The sequence below is a fragment of the Vulcanisaeta sp. JCM 16159 genome (genome assembly GCF_001316265.1).
In the GTDB taxonomy this organism is placed as follows: domain Archaea; phylum Thermoproteota; class Thermoprotei; order Thermoproteales; family Thermocladiaceae; genus Vulcanisaeta.
This window is the reverse complement of record NZ_BBDN01000021.1, coordinates 1-14,910: the sequence shown is the minus strand read 5'-3', so window position 1 is coordinate 14,910 and position 14,910 is coordinate 1. Positions and strand designations below refer to the sequence as shown.

Below are 14,910 nucleotides of genomic sequence, written 5' to 3'. Positions count from 1 at the left end.
CTCTTGCCATTGCCCGTGAACTTTATGGTGATGCTTGGCGTGAGAATACTCTAGAGCTTAATGCGAGTGACGAGAGGGGTATAACCACCATTAGGGAGAGAGTTAAGGAGTTCGCAAGAACGGCGCCGATGGGTAAGGCACCGTATAAGTTAATAATTCTTGATGAGGCTGATAACATGACATCGGATGCCCAGCAAGCCCTTAGGAGGATGATGGAAATGTACGCCAACGTGACCAGGTTCATACTCATTGCCAATTACGTGTCTAGGATTATCGACCCAATACAGTCCCGCTGCGCCATGTTTAGGTTCTCACCGCTTCCCAGGGATTCTGTTCTTGGTAGGCTTAGGGAGATTGCTTCGAGGGAGGGTGTTAAGGTCACTGATGAGGCCCTCGAGCAATATGGGACATAAGCCAGGGAGACATGAGAAAGGCAATAAACACACTACAGGCCGCTGCGGCTACGGCTAAGGAAATAACGCCCGAGGTCATTTACAAGACTGTTGGTTATATAGAGCCTAAGGACATTGTTGACCTAGTTAATACGGCTTTCAATGGCGACTTTATTAATGCAAGGAACAAACTGAGGACTTTAATGTACGAACATGGTGTATCAGGAACTGAAATACTGAGGGTAATACAAAGGCAAATAATGAGCGGTGCTATTAATGTCCCTGATGAGGCTAAGGTTGAGATCGCCGAAGTTGCCGCTGACATTGATTATAGGCTTACCGAGGGTTCTGATGAGGAAATACAGCTCTCGGCGTTCCTGGCAAGGCTCATGCTAATCGGCAAGAAGTATGGATTAGGAACTAGTAAGGAAGCCAAGGCACCTGCTAAAAAGAGGTGATATTAATTTGTCCAAGAAAATACCGTGGGTTGAGAAGTACCGCCCAAGGAGGCTCTCTGAAGTCGTTAATCAGGAGGAGGCTAAGAAGGCGTTACTTGATTGGATAAATGGTTGGGAGAAGGGTAAGCCAAGCAGGAAGGCTGTAATGCTCGTCGGCCCACCGGGAATCGGTAAGACAACGCTTGCCTACGCACTGGCTAATGAGAGGGGTTACGAGGTTCTCGAGTTGAATGCAAGTGATGTTAGGACTGGCGAGAGGATTAGGCAAGTAATTGGTAGTTCAATGAAGATGAGTTCACTCTTCGGCTTTAAAGGTAGGATTATACTCTTCGATGAGGTTGATGGGCTGAATGTTAGGGAAGATAGGGGTGGTTTAGCAGCTATTGTGGAGTTGATTAGGGAGTCCACGTGGCCCATTATAATGACTGCGAATAACCCATGGGACCCTAAGTTCAGGGAGTTAAGGGACGAGGCTGAGGTTATTCAACTAAAGTCCCTTGGTGAGGAGGATATATTGACAATACTAAGAAGGATATGTAACGCCGAGGGTATTAAGTGTGAGGAGGATGCGCTCAAGCTTATTGCGGTTGCGTCGGGTGGTGATGTTAGGGCTGCAATAAATGATTTGCAGGCGGCTGCTGAGGGTAAGAGGGTTCTGACTAGGGATGATGTTACCGTGACTGAGAGAGCCCATCAATTCGACATGTTCAGGATACTCGACAAGGTATTCCATGCAAGGAGATTTGAGGATGCCAGGTCGGTCACGTTCCTACCAAGCTTTGACTGGGAAAGCTATTACCCCTGGGTGCTGGATAACATACCCTCCGTGTATGCGAAGTCCATCGAAGCCGTTAGTGAGGCCCTCGATAACCTATCACTATCTGACGTGGTTAAAGGCAGGATTGCAAAGACACAGGAGTGGGAATTAATGCCATACATGCTTGAGCTTATGACTGTTGGGGTAGCGCTGGTGCGTAATAAGCCTCCCCTCGCTAGGTTCGTTAGGTTAACATTCCCGGAGAGAATTAGGCTGCTGGCTAAGACTAAGGAAATGAGGCAGATGAGGGATGCCCTAATCAATAGGCTTAGGACAGAGCTCCACGTCAGTAGCTCCGAGGTATCTCTATACTACATGCCACTGCTCAGGTTAATGGCCACAAGCGATACCTTCAAGAAAAAGTTGCTCGAACGCCTAACGAGGATCATGGGATACTCACTAGAGAGCGTGGAGAAGACCTTAGGGGTAAGGGTGAGCGCCAATGGTGAGGGTGAGGGGGCTCAACGTAAGTCGTCGAAAAGATCCGGAGGGTAATTACGTCGTGGTCATGGACATGAATTCCTATGAATTATTAAAATCGTCAATAAGTAAGTTAGGTGTAAATGTCGAGTTTATGGGTAATGTGGTGATAATTAGGGATAGTCCTGGAGCCGTATTAATAAGTTAATAAATACGGCCCGTGAATTAAGCATCAACGTGAACGAGGATTGACCCCCCTCTGCTCAGTACTTCTCATGCTCTCTGATGGATTACGTGTCGATAAGCGTATTGTTACATATGCCTTATCAAGGCCTTTCATAATTATTACGAACCTGGTAATTATTATAATGACGGCGGTGGCTAAAACCGCAGTCTCGCTACCCAGCAGCGACTTAAACACTAGGTATATTACGCCACCAAGCATCGCTACCGTTGCGTAGATATCCCGTCGAAATATCGTGGGAACCTCACCGGCCAGCACATCCCTAATAACGCCGCCGCCTGCGGCCGTCACGGCAGCCATAAGTATCACACCAAGGACATTAAGGCCGTGCTCAACAGCTATCTCAGCACCAACAGCCGAGAAGGTACCAAGGCCAACGGCATCCGCATACATGAGGGCATTCTTGTACCTAGAAATACATGGGTAAAACACGTATGCTATTAATGACGCTATTATCGCGGTTGCTGGGTAGGGTATGTAAACAATGTTCGTCGGTGGAAATATACCAATTAGTACATCCCTAATTATGCCACCTGCAAGGGCCACTGAAGAGCCAAGTACTATCCCACCGAGGACATCCATATTCTTCTCATATGCCTTGAATGCACCTGATGCGGCGAAGGCGATTATCCCAATATAGTTAAATATATTTATTAATAGGTTTACGAAACCCACGGAAGACGAAACCGTAACAAGTATTTAATTCTAACTATCCATTTACCAACCCTATACCTTTAACCTAAGTGCCCTGCCTAAGAACAATCACGCCTCTGGGATCCTTAATTCTAATAGCCAGTGTTTCCCACAGCACGAAGCCGTGGTCCCATCCTCAGGGCCTAGGTAATTCAATGCCGTGTCAATGCCCATGGCCACGTCAATGACCGACTGATGGGTAGACAGCAGCAATGCCGTGTCATCCCTTAACTGAGGAATAATCACTACATCCTTAACTAGCGATTTAATCCTCGTTAACTCCATAACGCCCGTCTTCTCAACAACCATTAAGAGCTTTGTATACCTGCCAGGGCTTACGAATAATACGTACGGCTCAGGTATATAATTACTATACAGTACATTAACTGCGCTTGATACTTCATTGACAGCTGAACCCGGCATATCCCATGACGAGACGCCCATTGACTTAACCTTAGGATTACCCAAAATATCACTAAGTATTGTTGAGTCCTCCTCATAACCAAGCCTAATAGCTGCTTGATCAGCGGTTACCGAGTAAACCCCCTCACCCCTGGCTCTGGCGTACTCTACCTGCCTTTGCGAAATTGAGAACTTCACACTTAACTCCTTAAATGGTATCACTGACCTGGTCGCGGTTATTGGGGAACCGATAATCACCTCATCGAGTGGCACAGCATCGAGCCCAGGACCAGCCTCATAAACGGTTAAGTACTTCCTAAACCGTCTTACACCATTGGCAACCTCCCTAATCCTATCCTGTACGTATCTAAGTTCCTCTGGACTTAAGTTCGATGATGAAACCACATCAGACGGAGGATCACTGGCATTATTAGTCGAGCCTGGCGTCTTTTGGCCATTATTAGGGTCATTTGCTGGTGCTTTGATGCCCGTTAACTCACCAACCTCTGCTGAACCGGCCTTTAACTGCTCAACCTGCTCAGGGTCATAGGATTTAAGTAACGTAAGGAACTCGCCAAGGTGCGTCTTTTCCTCCTTAGCTATGTCCTCAAATACTCTCTTAACCCTCTCATCATCAATAAGCCTGGACAATTGCAGGTATAGGTTTATGGCATCGAGCTCAGCCATAATAGCGAGCCTAAGCGAATCTGTAACCTCACCCTGCGAAAATTTTCTATCCCTAATAACATCTACCGGATTCTTAGAAAACACCATGTTTCTTAATCCTATTTTAGGCTACTTAAGTATTTCCATAAACTATGTGAAATGTTACTCTCAGTGAAAACTAAACCTAGGACTTATTAATGGCACTCATTTCAATTAATCCGTGAGTAATGCGATTGATGACGTCCTTAAGACCGCATTGAGTAGGACGTGCAGTAAATTAGTTTATAGACGGGAATTACCACCAAACCAAAGGGTTATTCCTCGTTTCGTGATATACGATGTTTACGACCCTCCGAAAATGTTGATGTAATTAGGTATAGATTGAAGGTGACGGGGTTCGTTGAGAATGAGGTTGAAATACCGTATATAGAATTACTCACGAAAGCACCCTGTGCGGACCTAGTCACTGATTTTCACTGCGTCACTGGTTGGAGTGTGTTAAATGTGGAGTGGAGAGGTATACCAACGAGGTATTTAATGGATATTGCCAAGCCCAGGGGTGACTATGTAATGGCTGTCGGTATCGATGGTTACATCACGAACTTACCATTGAACGCCTTGTTTGAGGAAACAACGATAATTGCCTACGCAATGAATGGGAAAATATTGCCTAGGGAACATGGCTTTCCATTGAGGCTTATCGTGCCGTCGCGCTACGGCTGGAAAAGCGCCAAATACCTTAGTGAGTTGATAATCATGGATAGTAACGAACCTGGTTATTGGGAATCGTTTGGTTATCACGATAATGGTGACCCATGGCTTGAGGAGAGATTTAATGAGAGTGACCCAGTAACGATAAAGAGGAGGGTTAGTTCATGAGACCTTGAGTGTGTAGTCCTTACGTGGCCTTGCACGAAGTTATTAATTTCATAAGTTCTGCAATCAATTGTTTCCTCACCTCAGCGTCCTTCGTGGCTGTCTCCTCAACACTACGCCTCTCCCAGGGCCAAATACCTACGTACTGGGGTGGTTCGTAATCCATAAGCCCCCTTAGCGCTTTATTAATTTCCATGAAGTCCATGTCGCAGTTGGCGAGGGCGTAGGCGGCGTAGGCTATCAATTCTTCCTTTCTGCCTCGCTTCACGAAGTCGTTGATTGCGTTTACGAATGCATCATCCTCACTGGACGCGAGTAATGGCGATTCCCTAACGTGTTGTTCATAGATCCTCTCAGCAATCCTCTCGGCAATACCTGAAAATACGGTATAGAGCCTGTAACCAATGATGACCACTACAATGGCCAATAGGATCATCGACATCATGGTTAGGTAACCACTGTATGGTCTTAACTGTGGTATTTGTGCAAACATCGCCATGAGACCCACAACAAAGAGCAGCGCCACAATTGGCCTTGCAACTCTCGATAAGTCATCAGCTAAGGGTTTTAGTGATGGGTGTAGCTGATGAGAATCGCCACGCCCATCAACGCTGAACCAATCGATGCGTAGAGAAATGGTGTACCAAGCGGTGCATAGGCTATGGCCATTAGCCAGGCAGTTCCATACAGAAGTATTGCAAAGCCTATGTACCTTAGTGATGATTTAATGGGCTCCCCAAAGCCCCTACCATAGTTTACGATCACGGCGCCAACGATGATCACAAATGATGCAGCAAAAATACTTGGGAGCTTGTTGAAGTGTATTACGTATGAGATTATACCCAACGTACCATTCAGGAATAGGTAAGCAAGCACGATTGGCGACACTACACCAACTAATGTGCTGCCAAGTGCTTTAAATGCCGTGCCAGCCCTAGTCATTAAAGTCTCCCCAGTTAACCTGATGGCTAGGTAAATAATGAGTGGTAACAATACTACGTTAATCAACCACTTAATAAATAATGATAGTGACGGCGCATAACTAGTCATTGATGGACCCAGGGCAAGGACTATTAAGAGTACTGCAATTACAATGCCGATCCTGACCCCGTAGTGCCTGCCCAACCTGCGTAGGCTCATGCTGGGCACCCCATGACCAACGCATCCCTCAATTTCGTTAATCCACGTATAAAGTCCTCGTAGAGCCTCCTATCAACGTCGACATGGCCGTACCTAACGGCCTCAAACACCCTGAGGCTCACCCAAGACTCACAACTCGCCTCGCTCATTAACCCCCTACCCGCCAACTCCATGCAGACCTCCCTAGGCGTCTTATTCTCAATGCCCTCAAGTCCATGCATTGCCATGTTAGCCCTAAATGCGCTCATGATATCCTGCCCATAATCCTCAACAATAAGTATCTTATGAGACTCGGCAATATCATTACCAACCCTAACCCTAATCTCGTGACAGCCAGGGCTGTGGAACACCAGTGCGTTGTCTACGACCTCACCCTCAGGGTGCAGCTCAGGGTATGCGCCATTACTTACCGTGAACGGCAACGGGTCATTAACCTCCAGGTGAGTGGTAAATCCTTATCAATACCGAGGTCGATGAACTTACCACCACCCCAACCCCTGAGGGGCACCGGGAGACCATTAATGGGTAGTTCCATCCTCGGCAGTGCCTGTTGTGGCTTCTCCACTGGCTTTGGTCTCGGCACCTCAGTCCTAACCTTCGGCTTCCTCTCAGCCTTCCTCCTCCTCTCCTCATTAATTAGCCTGAGCCTCATTAGGGAGTTCCTTGAGCTTATCACCGCGAATGCTAGGAGTATGATTATTATGGCTATAAGGATCCACAGTAGCAGGGTAGGAATATCTTAATTACCACGGTCTTAACAACCTCATTATTCATGGAATTAATGCCATGAAAACCATTGGCAGCCTCACCACTACTTCCGCCACTTCCACCCCCTCCACCGCCTTCACTACCCATATTGACTGGCTGTTCCGTAATTGTTGACCAAGAAAATACTGGGGATATCATTAGCGCATTACTAAATGTAAGCGATATGGCAGGTTGCGTAATATGTGGCGGTAATGGACTTATTATTGGTTCGTTTATGAAGAGCATGGCCAACGTTCCAAACTTCCCAAAACCGTGAAGGCCGAAACCAATACCTGAAAAACCAAAGCCGCTACCAAATAATCCAGTGCCTAAACCATTAATGCCGAAGCCTGAGCCGAATAATCCAGTCCCAAGCCCAATACCTGGCATTTGTGATTTACTGACGCTCACTATATTCACCACGTTATTTGACTTAGACTCGCTGGTCTTGATTATCAATGGTGTTATCGAGCTCATTAGAATCCAGGTAATTATGAGCACGATTACCAGAAAGATTATTGCAGCTGTTCTTGAGTTCATACGGCAACACCCACCTTTGTTAGTACCACAAGTCCGCTGGCAATTAACATTAATATGAATCCTATCAGTAACATCCCAATAATTGATAGTACTGACCCAATTATTAATATTGCCATAAATGCAATGCCAAGGAAATCTTTATTCCTAATGAGAAGAATTAACAGGAGGGCCCCAATAATGCCGATACCGAGAATCCATAAAAATGTGCCTATCGTTATTGGCCATGGAAATGGAAGAGTCATGTAAATGAAGGGTGAGTTTAACGTTAATACCATCCCCTGATTAACAACCGGAGTAACATCAGTGACAAGTAGTAATACTAAACCAATCAATGCCAACACAGGTCCAATTAATGATAGCGATGCACCAGTCAACGCAATGAGGCCGAGGATTGACCTAGGGCTTTTCCAAATAGTATGTACGCCAAACCACAACCTTAAACCAGACAGTAGAGCTAATCCAAAAATTGTGAATAATATTGAATTAACAATAGCCGATAATGCAAAGAACAATATTTGCGAGATGCTATATCTACTGGCTATCTTGGTAAAGGTTGATGGATGGGCTGATGGGTTGACCACCGTTACAAAGGCCTCGGCAAAGTCCCTAGCGGCCTTAAGCGGATCCTCCTGTATAAAGGTGGCATACTGCGTCCCAACTAGGAGATTAATTATTATAGCCACAATTAGGAGTACTATGGTCCAGGCAATAAATGCCTTAAATAAATCCATAAACCCCAGGTCACTCAACGTTATCTTAATGCTCATAGCCCTCACCTCCTATGCATCCTCGCTATTACCATGGCTATTAGGTATACCGTGATGAATATCAGTAACGCCATTATTGGCGCTAAACTAATGATCCTCAATACCTCCATTAGCAGGGTGATCACGAAGGAGACCCCAAGCAGCAGAGCGCCAACGCCGATCACCACGGCATTCGTCACGTCCAACTCCCTAAGCCCCTCAACGCCGTAGTCCAACTCCCTCATTCTCTTAGCAATCCTGTTACTTGCCTCGCAGACGCTCCCGAGGAAGTATGCATAGATGGATAGGGTTATCGATAGGGCAAGCCACTTAAGGGTTGACTCACTCACAGTCCCTAACGCAATACCTGTTGTGTACGGTATATAACCCATGGCGAAGGCTAAAAGGGCCATTGATGAGAATGCCGAGAACAAACCAGCCCTACCCAAGCCCTTACCCCTGACCAGCCCTACCACACCGATTACTGCGGTTATGCCCATGAATACGTAGATAAAGAGCCTCGAGTAATCAGTCATGGTCATGAAGACCATGAATGGCGTCAGAGGGAGCAATAGGGCCAGTACTGCGGATACTGCCCTCATGACAACCACCTCACCCTAGGCATGAGCCTGGCCACGGCTAGACCCACGTTTTCACAACCAGGGTCCCAGGGCACCACCAGTACGCCCTTGGGCAACGCCCTGTACAGCCTGGCCCTCGTACCCACGCGCCCAATGCACCGGGTCAACTCATAATCACCCAGTTTCTCCCTCATTATCATGGACCCGTGGGCCACATCAATGACCAACGCCCTACCCAACAACCTACACCTACCCCCTGGCCCTATGCATAGGGACTTCCGGAGGGCTGCGACCACATCCTTACTGGCTATGTTAGTAATGACGATTAGTATTGGCCTTGTCTCCATGATAACCCTCAGCAGTGCTGGGTCTGCAAACTCGTACTTAGGCTCCTCCACATGCTCGATCCTAAGTAACGCACTCAGTACTCTATAGAACTGTGTCTGGCCTGAGGAGGGCATTACATAGACGTCGCTTGGCGGTATCGTCCATAGACCCACGTTATAGCCATACCTAAGCAGGACCTTAGTGAGGGAGAGTATAAGAGAGGCACCAAACTCAAGTGGGTTCTCGTGCGGGTAGCCGAGCCTCATCCAGGGGCCCAGGTCCGCTAGGAATATCACGTTCCTGAGGCCCTCCCTCTCGTAATTATTAACCATTAGTTTACCCTCTATGGACCTTGCCGTGGCCTTCCAATTAATGAACTTGAATGGGTCGCCCGGTACGTACTCCCTGATGTCCATGAAGTCCGTTGAATGAGGCCAAGCCTATTCGGGGTCACCCTAGGCGTAACCGTGGAAGCTTAATCCTGCCAATACCCCTCCTGATGACCCTGTACCTAGCATAACCACAAGCCTAATGCCCTCGTTAAGCTCGTCCTCAATGATCCTAAGACCAAAGAGGTGGTGATAGGTATACCTAATGCGCCCGAACTCGTACACACCCCTCTTCAATGCCTTAACCCTGAACTTGAACTCCCTCTCCACGTCCCTAAATCCCTTAAAGATTATTTGGGCTGCCTTACCATTGGTCACCTCGAACCCCTCCCTATACCTCCTCGAGTCTCCATATGAGGCTGGCGGCATGGCTATGGAAACGAGCCCAAGCCCACCCCTGACCCTCACCTTAACCGAAGCCTCAACCTCATCTCCGGCGAACACCCTGGTCTTTGATAGGTCAATGCTCATGGTTATGGCGGGCTTCGCATCTGTGGCCAGAGCCAGGGATACCATAAGCACCGAGAATATAATAGTCATTAGTAATTCCCTTGCTGTGTCTATGAGGGCCATTATGGCCACAAAAACGGGTAGTGCCAGGAGTAGGTAGTATGACCTCACTATCTCCCTAACCATAGTGATCACTTGGGCACGGGTATCTTGCTCAGATACTCCATGACTATGTCCCTACCCGTCACCTCACCCTCAATCGCGTACTCAGGCTTGAGCACAATCCTATGCCCAAGCACGTCCGGAGCCACGGACTTCACATCATCAGGTATTACGTAGTCCCTACCGTCAATTACCGCGATAGCCCTCGCAATCCTCAAAAGCGATAATAAACCCCTTGGGCTTGGGCCGGCGGCCACCCTCTCATCATCCCTAATCACCCTGAAGGCGAGTATGTACTTAATAATGTCTTGATCAACCCTAACCTTAGCCTCAATGAATTGTCTAATGGCGAGTAGCTCGTCTGCGTTCGTGACCGTCATTGCGTAGCCCGTTGGGTCATCAGTCATCCACTTAACCCTCCTACTCAACAACTCGTTCTCCTCATCCTCGCTCGGGTAACCAAGGCTCATCTTAAGCATGAACCTATCCATCTGGGCCTCGGGCAGTGGTAGGTGCCCTCGTACTCAATTGGGTTCTGGGTCGCAATAACGATGAATGGTTGAGGAAGCCTATACGTCTCGCCCTCAATCGTTACCTGAAGCTCCTCCATAGCCTCGAGGAGCGCTGCCTGGGTCTTCGGTGGTGCCCTATTGATCTCGTCGGCAAGTATGAAGTTTGCGAATATGGGCCCCATCATGGCCACGAACTTACCCTCACTCGGCCTCCAAACCTTAGTGCCGATAATGTCACTGGGCAGTAGGTCAGGCGTGAACTGTATCCTCGAGAATTGCAGGCCCAGGACCTTTGCCATGAGCTTTGCTAGGAAGGTCTTACCAACGCCGGGCTTATCCTCAAGGAGCACGTGACCGCCGGCCAGCACCGCGGCCAAGATCTTCCTAATAACCTCCTCCTTACCCGAGTAATAACTAAGAATCTCACCAACAATAGCCCTAACCTTACTTCTAATGAAATCAATGCTAATATTATCTGAGAACACGCATTAATGGTGTTGTTCCTATTTTTTTAACAATTACCATAATAGTTATCATAGCATTTCCCACAAATAAAATAATAGTAGTCAGTGGTCAATATTAAGGTAGGTAAAGTAACGTTTCGATAAGAGGTCTCATGAAGATTAAAATTAACGGTAACCGCATAATACAAACCGGAAAAAGGCATTTAGTCGGTGATGTTTAATATCAATAGGTGCATCAGGTGGTTTGGCCATTTCGTTATGCCATCAAGTTCATAAAACATTGAGTATTAATTTTACTTATCACGGCACGCAATATTTATTATTTAATGTCCGGCATCAATCACGGACTGTAATGCTCATGCGAAAACCGTGGTATGTAAGCATTAGCGATTGCCTACTCTGTGCGCTCGAATCCAGGTTCGGCGAATTAAGAAGGCTTGGTATCAATGACGTGAGGCCATTCTCTAATCTGGGCAGGGTCGTGCTGGACCTATCACCCTGGGTAGGGCAACAGTGTTTATTGAGTCATTTAATCATCTAACCAGATACCTTGGCATGGCTGATCCGCATGGTAATGAAAAATCCATGCTCGAGAAAGTTGCGGGCGAGTTAATTAGTAGGTTAAGCTTGGCAATGATGTTATTAATTATGTGAGGCTCGCAGCCTCTGCGAACTCCGTCGATATACCAATGAGGGGTTACGACTTTAGCATTGATGATTTTGTGAGGAACATACTTGAGGAACCAACCTGGCTAGGTACTAATCCCGAGGACCTAAGGAGTAGGCTTAGCCATGCAGGGAGTATCGCCTACCTGGTTGATAATGCCGGTGAGTTTCAATTTGACCTACTACTCATTAGGAGGTTGTCCTCAATGGGTGCTAAAGTCGTAGTGTATGCAAGGAGTAGGCCGTATGAGGTCGACGTCACTTATGACTACGTCATTAACTTCGCCAGAGACTTTGAGGTTAGGGCATTACCCGGTAATTACTCGGCCTTTTGGTACGATGACGTAGTGATGGAGTTAGTTAACTACGACTTAGTTATTTCTAAGGGGCTTGATAACCTTGAGTCATTCATGGAGAGGAAACCGAAACTCAGCAACGTAATCTTCCTATTCAGGGCTAAATGCCCATTAATAGCTGAGTTATTCGGTGTTGATAAGAACAAACCCGTAGTTTCTATGGGATTGAACAATTCATATATCGACTGAGTGGATTAAATATCACCAACTACCCCCAACCGTAATTAAGTGATGTATTAGTCCCTGCGCTTACCGTTATAAAGAGTGTTATCCACATACCATTACTTAGGTATAACTCACCGTTGAGTATCGACGGCATAAACATGGTCGGTAGATACCCAATACAATTCACGTTAGTTCCCTGGGAAACCACGACGTCTCCTGATGCGCCCAGGCCTGTTACGCTGGTGACCTTATTACTGCCAATGGCTAGGTCAAGCCTGAGGGTACCCTGGGAATTGGCATTAACCTCTACCGGGCTCGAGAATGTGCATGCCAACCCGCCAATACTGAACCCACTTATGTATAGGCTTTCCTGTGTTGGGTTCGTCACGTTTATCATCAATTCAGCACTCCCATTAGAGTTTATTGTCAATTCACCAACTGCACTGGGGTACTTTATGGTCGTCCAATTACCTGGGCCTGTCCAGTTAATCATTGGTACGTAGGTGTGAGGCCCCACGGGTATTCCAAGGCAACCGGCGACTAATGATGGCGTTGAATTAGTAATATTCCCTAGATACTCATTTATTAGGGTCTGGGCTTCCACCGGTGTTATTGTGCCGTTGAGCATCTCCTTAATTATTAGGGTTATGTTACCAATAACGTTGCCGTTGAGCTTCACGTAGCATAACGTGGGCATTACGCCACCAATCCCATGCTGCTTCGCTAAGCTCCAAATAGTGGAGTTAACATACGATAGATAGTTCCTCGTTAAATTCATAACCCAAATGGTGTAGTAGGTCTCATTCTCATAATTATGTACTTCATACCTACATTGATCAAGTACCTGCCTTATTAATGTGGCGTTACCACTACTGAAGGCATTAATTAATTTTGACCTGCACTGGAAATACCCATTGAGAAGGTAGGGGGTTAAATTCGACAGCCCGGAATTATTCAATTCCTCAGCAATACCCATGAACCTGGTAATTACGGCATGCGTAGTATTTACCTCATTAATGAACTCCCTCACTTGCCATAGACAGTTGGTGTAGTTATTAATGAAATCGTTAGTTAGGGCATAGACCTCCGGCCCACTCAGTGACTCATTAACCAACGGTATTAACGTCTCATTAATACTACCCACACACTGCATTAACTGCGGCGGTATTGATATCGTCATATTTAGCAACTCAGACAATTGTGCCGCAGCCACCGAAGCATTTTCACTCAACAGTGCTAGGTATTGCCCAACCGCCTGAGGTAATACGTGAACTCTTACGTTTGGTGGGGTTAGCAATGAAATTGCCATCACCTCAGCCTTCAGTATTATTAATTGCTTGACTGTTGAATTAAAGCCGGCATTCATCACCTCATTGAAGGTCATATTCAGTATATTCACCGCGGTATTTAGACCTAGGAAGGCGCTGGGTGGTACGTGAGAATAAAGGCTCCTCTCCTCATTGCTTAGTATGGTCATGCCCATAATAACTAAATGAGAGGCATTACCGTACCTACCCAATACGGAGAGAATCCTTAACGTGAAGTTAGCAAGGCTCTCATTACTCAGTAAATTATTAACCACCGTATTATTTACGGTAGAGGCCAGTGAGGTATAGTCACTGAGTATTGTCTGTGTTTCATTAACATGACCGCCAACCATTAATTGAGAGGCCAAATTAATTGCATTATTCAACGTGGTAATGGCGCTTAGGTAATTACCAGCATTTGCATAGGACTCAGCCTCATTAATTAACTCAATCACCGATGTAGAATTAATGCCACTCGCATTCAAAGCCTCAACCCAGCGCTCAGCCATAATTAAGTGGATGTAGTAGGATGCGGTGAGACCTGAGGCATTAACATTCCCATTAACGCCAATGGAGGAACTAACACCCTGAGCATGCAAAACGGCAACACCCATAATAACCAGTAGGGCAATTCCCACAGTAAGGAATATTGAGAACTTCATCAATGAATTCAAAACGCAGATGTATTTAAGGAAGCACCCGTGAAAAGACCGTGAAAAGCCAGAAACATCGTATTTAAATGCTGCGCGACGAAAAAGACCTAGTCAACATCATTACAATATAGAATACCCACATTGCTATTAATTAAGATAAGCCAGGCTTCAAGCGGAGTGCTATGATCCAACGAGAGCAAGCCAACCACCTTACTCACTCAATACTCCATTAAAATCCTCTAGGAACACCCAACCAGGGCTACGGTTCACGGGCTTGACCCCTCAATATTCTATTGAAATCTTCTTTGAGGTGGTTGCTTTATTTATTTCTCTATTAAGTTTTTCTCTTTGTTTTCTTGGCTCTCGTTGATGCGTGTTTCTACTCTTAATGCTTACGAATTGTTTTTGTTCCCACGATTCTTTAGAGAAATTGAATTCTTGTTCCCACGGTATTTCAATTTTTCAAAACCGAGTCTGTTCCAACGATGCCTAATGCTTTGTAAAATGGAGAGTGTGCATGAGATCACGCAAACTCCCTGGCTTTATTTATGGCGTGGTGATTCATAATAGGTAACGTGTTTTGTTCACGTAAGCGTGTATTGATTGTTTTTACTGAGTCTTGTGCCCTGCACTCCCCTTTTAAGGCATTGATGATGAATATTAGGGAGTTGGTTGCCGACTTAATATTTATCGTTAAGTCACTGAATGATGCCGTGGATAAAAAGGCGTTACTTACC

The 14,910-nt window shown here is 46.2% G+C and carries 22 protein-coding genes; 8 read left to right on the top strand and 14 right to left on the bottom strand.

All coding sequences use genetic code 11. The features are described 5' to 3' along the window. From JCM16159_RS19790 to JCM16159_RS18045, 4 genes are all read left to right on the top strand, one after another. Positions 1 to 413, top strand: a 413-nt coding sequence (locus tag JCM16159_RS19790) for an AAA family ATPase (protein WP_367834542.1), incomplete at its 5' end; no start/stop codon positions are given. 11 nt (positions 414 to 424) lie between these two features. Next, positions 425 to 850, top strand: a complete 426-nt coding sequence (locus JCM16159_RS19785; RefSeq protein ID WP_367834541.1) for a hypothetical protein — start codon at positions 425 to 427, stop codon at positions 848 to 850. A gap of 7 nt (positions 851 to 857) precedes the next feature. Continuing rightward, positions 858 to 2,162, top strand: a complete 1,305-nt coding sequence (locus JCM16159_RS12885; protein ID WP_054858082.1) for a replication factor C large subunit — start codon at positions 858 to 860, stop codon at positions 2,160 to 2,162. After that, positions 2,110 to 2,295 (top strand): hypothetical protein, encoded by a 186-nt coding sequence (locus JCM16159_RS18045; protein ID WP_243666920.1) that lies wholly within the window; start codon positions 2,110 to 2,112, stop codon positions 2,293 to 2,295. Before JCM16159_RS12885 ends, JCM16159_RS18045 begins: the two co-directional genes overlap by 53 nt. A gap of 24 nt (positions 2,296 to 2,319) precedes the next feature. Here JCM16159_RS18045 and JCM16159_RS12880 read toward each other — a convergent pair whose 3' ends face one another. After that, a complete protein-coding gene (locus tag JCM16159_RS12880) occupies positions 2,320 to 3,006 on the bottom strand; it encodes a trimeric intracellular cation channel family protein (protein ID WP_054858081.1) in 687 nt (228 codons plus the stop codon). A gap of 87 nt (positions 3,007 to 3,093) precedes the next feature. Next, complete coding sequence (locus JCM16159_RS12875; RefSeq protein WP_367834540.1) at positions 3,094 to 4,200, bottom strand: encapsulin; 1,107 nt, start codon at positions 4,198 to 4,200, stop codon at positions 3,094 to 3,096. A gap of 112 nt (positions 4,201 to 4,312) precedes the next feature. On the opposite strand from JCM16159_RS12875, the gene JCM16159_RS19780 reads away from it, so the two are divergent. Both JCM16159_RS19780 and JCM16159_RS12870 read left to right on the top strand, forming a co-directional pair. Then, entirely contained in the window at positions 4,313 to 4,462 is a 150-nt protein-coding gene (locus JCM16159_RS19780) for a hypothetical protein (RefSeq protein ID WP_367834539.1), read from the top strand. A gap of 17 nt (positions 4,463 to 4,479) precedes the next feature. Continuing rightward, a complete protein-coding gene (locus tag JCM16159_RS12870; protein WP_367834538.1) occupies positions 4,480 to 4,971 on the top strand; it encodes a molybdopterin-dependent oxidoreductase in 492 nt (163 codons plus the stop codon). Between the two features lie 19 nt (positions 4,972 to 4,990). On the opposite strand, the gene JCM16159_RS12865 is transcribed toward JCM16159_RS12870, so the two are convergent. From JCM16159_RS12865 to JCM16159_RS19770, 11 genes are read right to left on the bottom strand one after another with little or no spacing between them, the layout of a single operon-like run. Next, on the bottom strand, positions 4,991 to 5,494 hold the full coding sequence (locus tag JCM16159_RS12865) for a hypothetical protein (protein ID WP_054858080.1): 504 nt from the start codon (positions 5,492 to 5,494) through the stop codon (positions 4,991 to 4,993). A 41-nt stretch (positions 5,495 to 5,535) separates the two neighbouring features. Continuing rightward, the gene (locus JCM16159_RS12860) at positions 5,536 to 6,117 is read right to left on the bottom strand and encodes a hypothetical protein (protein ID WP_054858079.1); all 582 of its coding nucleotides are present in this window, start codon (positions 6,115 to 6,117) and stop codon (positions 5,536 to 5,538) included. Next, a complete protein-coding gene (locus JCM16159_RS12855; protein WP_054858078.1) occupies positions 6,105 to 6,530 on the bottom strand; it encodes a hypothetical protein in 426 nt (141 codons plus the stop codon). Before JCM16159_RS12855 ends, JCM16159_RS12860 begins: the two co-directional genes overlap by 13 nt. Further along, the gene (locus JCM16159_RS12850; protein WP_054858077.1) at positions 6,515 to 6,784 is read right to left on the bottom strand and encodes a hypothetical protein; all 270 of its coding nucleotides are present in this window, start codon (positions 6,782 to 6,784) and stop codon (positions 6,515 to 6,517) included. The genes JCM16159_RS12855 and JCM16159_RS12850 overlap by 16 nt, the downstream gene beginning before the upstream one ends. Before the next feature lie 29 nt (positions 6,785 to 6,813). Beyond that, the gene (locus JCM16159_RS12845; RefSeq protein WP_054858076.1) at positions 6,814 to 7,395 is read right to left on the bottom strand and encodes a hypothetical protein; all 582 of its coding nucleotides are present in this window, start codon (positions 7,393 to 7,395) and stop codon (positions 6,814 to 6,816) included. After that, on the bottom strand, positions 7,392 to 8,162 hold the full coding sequence (locus JCM16159_RS12840) for a hypothetical protein (RefSeq protein WP_243666919.1): 771 nt from the start codon (positions 8,160 to 8,162) through the stop codon (positions 7,392 to 7,394). The genes JCM16159_RS12845 and JCM16159_RS12840 overlap by 4 nt, the downstream gene beginning before the upstream one ends. Positions 8,163 to 8,167: 5 nt before the next feature. Then, positions 8,168 to 8,752, bottom strand: a complete 585-nt coding sequence (locus JCM16159_RS12835) for a hypothetical protein (protein WP_243666918.1) — start codon at positions 8,750 to 8,752, stop codon at positions 8,168 to 8,170. Next, positions 8,740 to 9,465: a DUF58 domain-containing protein gene (locus JCM16159_RS12830; protein ID WP_054858073.1), complete on the bottom strand. Its 726-nt coding sequence runs from the start codon at positions 9,463 to 9,465 to the stop codon at positions 8,740 to 8,742. The genes JCM16159_RS12835 and JCM16159_RS12830 overlap by 13 nt, the downstream gene beginning before the upstream one ends. 39 nt (positions 9,466 to 9,504) lie before the next feature. After that, positions 9,505 to 10,074 carry a hypothetical protein gene (locus JCM16159_RS12825; RefSeq protein ID WP_243666917.1) on the bottom strand — a complete coding sequence of 190 codons (570 nt, stop codon included), beginning with the start codon at positions 10,072 to 10,074 and terminating at the stop codon, positions 9,505 to 9,507. A 5-nt stretch (positions 10,075 to 10,079) separates the two neighbouring features. Beyond that, the gene (locus tag JCM16159_RS19775) at positions 10,080 to 10,541 is read right to left on the bottom strand and encodes an AAA family ATPase (protein ID WP_367834537.1); all 462 of its coding nucleotides are present in this window, start codon (positions 10,539 to 10,541) and stop codon (positions 10,080 to 10,082) included. Further along, positions 10,517 to 11,047: an AAA family ATPase gene (locus JCM16159_RS19770; RefSeq protein ID WP_367834536.1), complete on the bottom strand. Its 531-nt coding sequence runs from the start codon at positions 11,045 to 11,047 to the stop codon at positions 10,517 to 10,519. The genes JCM16159_RS19775 and JCM16159_RS19770 overlap by 25 nt, the downstream gene beginning before the upstream one ends. A gap of 331 nt (positions 11,048 to 11,378) precedes the next feature. Here JCM16159_RS19770 and JCM16159_RS18040 point away from each other — a divergent pair, with 331 nt between their 5' ends. Together JCM16159_RS18040 and JCM16159_RS12815 are read left to right on the top strand one after the other, a co-directional pair. Further along, positions 11,379 to 11,567 (top strand): hypothetical protein, encoded by a 189-nt coding sequence (locus tag JCM16159_RS18040; protein WP_243666916.1) that lies wholly within the window; start codon positions 11,379 to 11,381, stop codon positions 11,565 to 11,567. A 109-nt stretch (positions 11,568 to 11,676) separates the two neighbouring features. After that, positions 11,677 to 12,237: an ARMT1-like domain-containing protein gene (locus tag JCM16159_RS12815; protein WP_054858071.1), complete on the top strand. Its 561-nt coding sequence runs from the start codon at positions 11,677 to 11,679 to the stop codon at positions 12,235 to 12,237. 19 nt (positions 12,238 to 12,256) lie between these two features. Here the strand turns inward: JCM16159_RS12815 and JCM16159_RS12810 are convergent, their stop codons facing one another. Continuing rightward, positions 12,257 to 14,182 carry a hypothetical protein gene (locus JCM16159_RS12810; protein ID WP_054858070.1) on the bottom strand — a complete coding sequence of 642 codons (1,926 nt, stop codon included), beginning with the start codon at positions 14,180 to 14,182 and terminating at the stop codon, positions 12,257 to 12,259. Positions 14,183 to 14,910: the final 728 nt, after the last annotated feature.

Bases quoted from the DNA above. Each gene is read 5' to 3' on its own strand.
- JCM16159_RS18040 (WP_243666916.1), top strand. From the start codon at position 11,379: ATGCTCATGCGAAAACCGTGGTATGTAAGCATTAGCGATTGCCTACTC.
- JCM16159_RS19775 (WP_367834537.1), bottom strand. From the start codon at position 10,541: ATGGATAGGTTCATGCTTAAGATGAGCCTTGGTTACCCGAGCGAGGAT.
- JCM16159_RS12825 (WP_243666917.1), bottom strand. From the start codon at position 10,074: ATGGTTAGGGAGATAGTGAGGTCATACTACCTACTCCTGGCACTACCC.
- JCM16159_RS12810 (WP_054858070.1), bottom strand. From the start codon at position 14,182: ATGAAGTTCTCAATATTCCTTACTGTGGGAATTGCCCTACTGGTTATT.
- JCM16159_RS19785 (WP_367834541.1), top strand. From the start codon at position 425: ATGAGAAAGGCAATAAACACACTACAGGCCGCTGCGGCTACGGCTAAG.
- JCM16159_RS12840 (WP_243666919.1), bottom strand. From the start codon at position 8,162: ATGAGCATTAAGATAACGTTGAGTGACCTGGGGTTTATGGATTTATTT.
- JCM16159_RS12830 (WP_054858073.1), bottom strand. From the start codon at position 9,465: ATGGACATCAGGGAGTACGTACCGGGCGACCCATTCAAGTTCATTAAT.
- JCM16159_RS12875 (WP_367834540.1), bottom strand. From the start codon at position 4,200: ATGGTGTTTTCTAAGAATCCGGTAGATGTTATTAGGGATAGAAAATTT.
- JCM16159_RS12845 (WP_054858076.1), bottom strand. From the start codon at position 7,395: ATGAACTCAAGAACAGCTGCAATAATCTTTCTGGTAATCGTGCTCATA.
- JCM16159_RS18045 (WP_243666920.1), top strand. From the start codon at position 2,110: ATGGTGAGGGTGAGGGGGCTCAACGTAAGTCGTCGAAAAGATCCGGAG.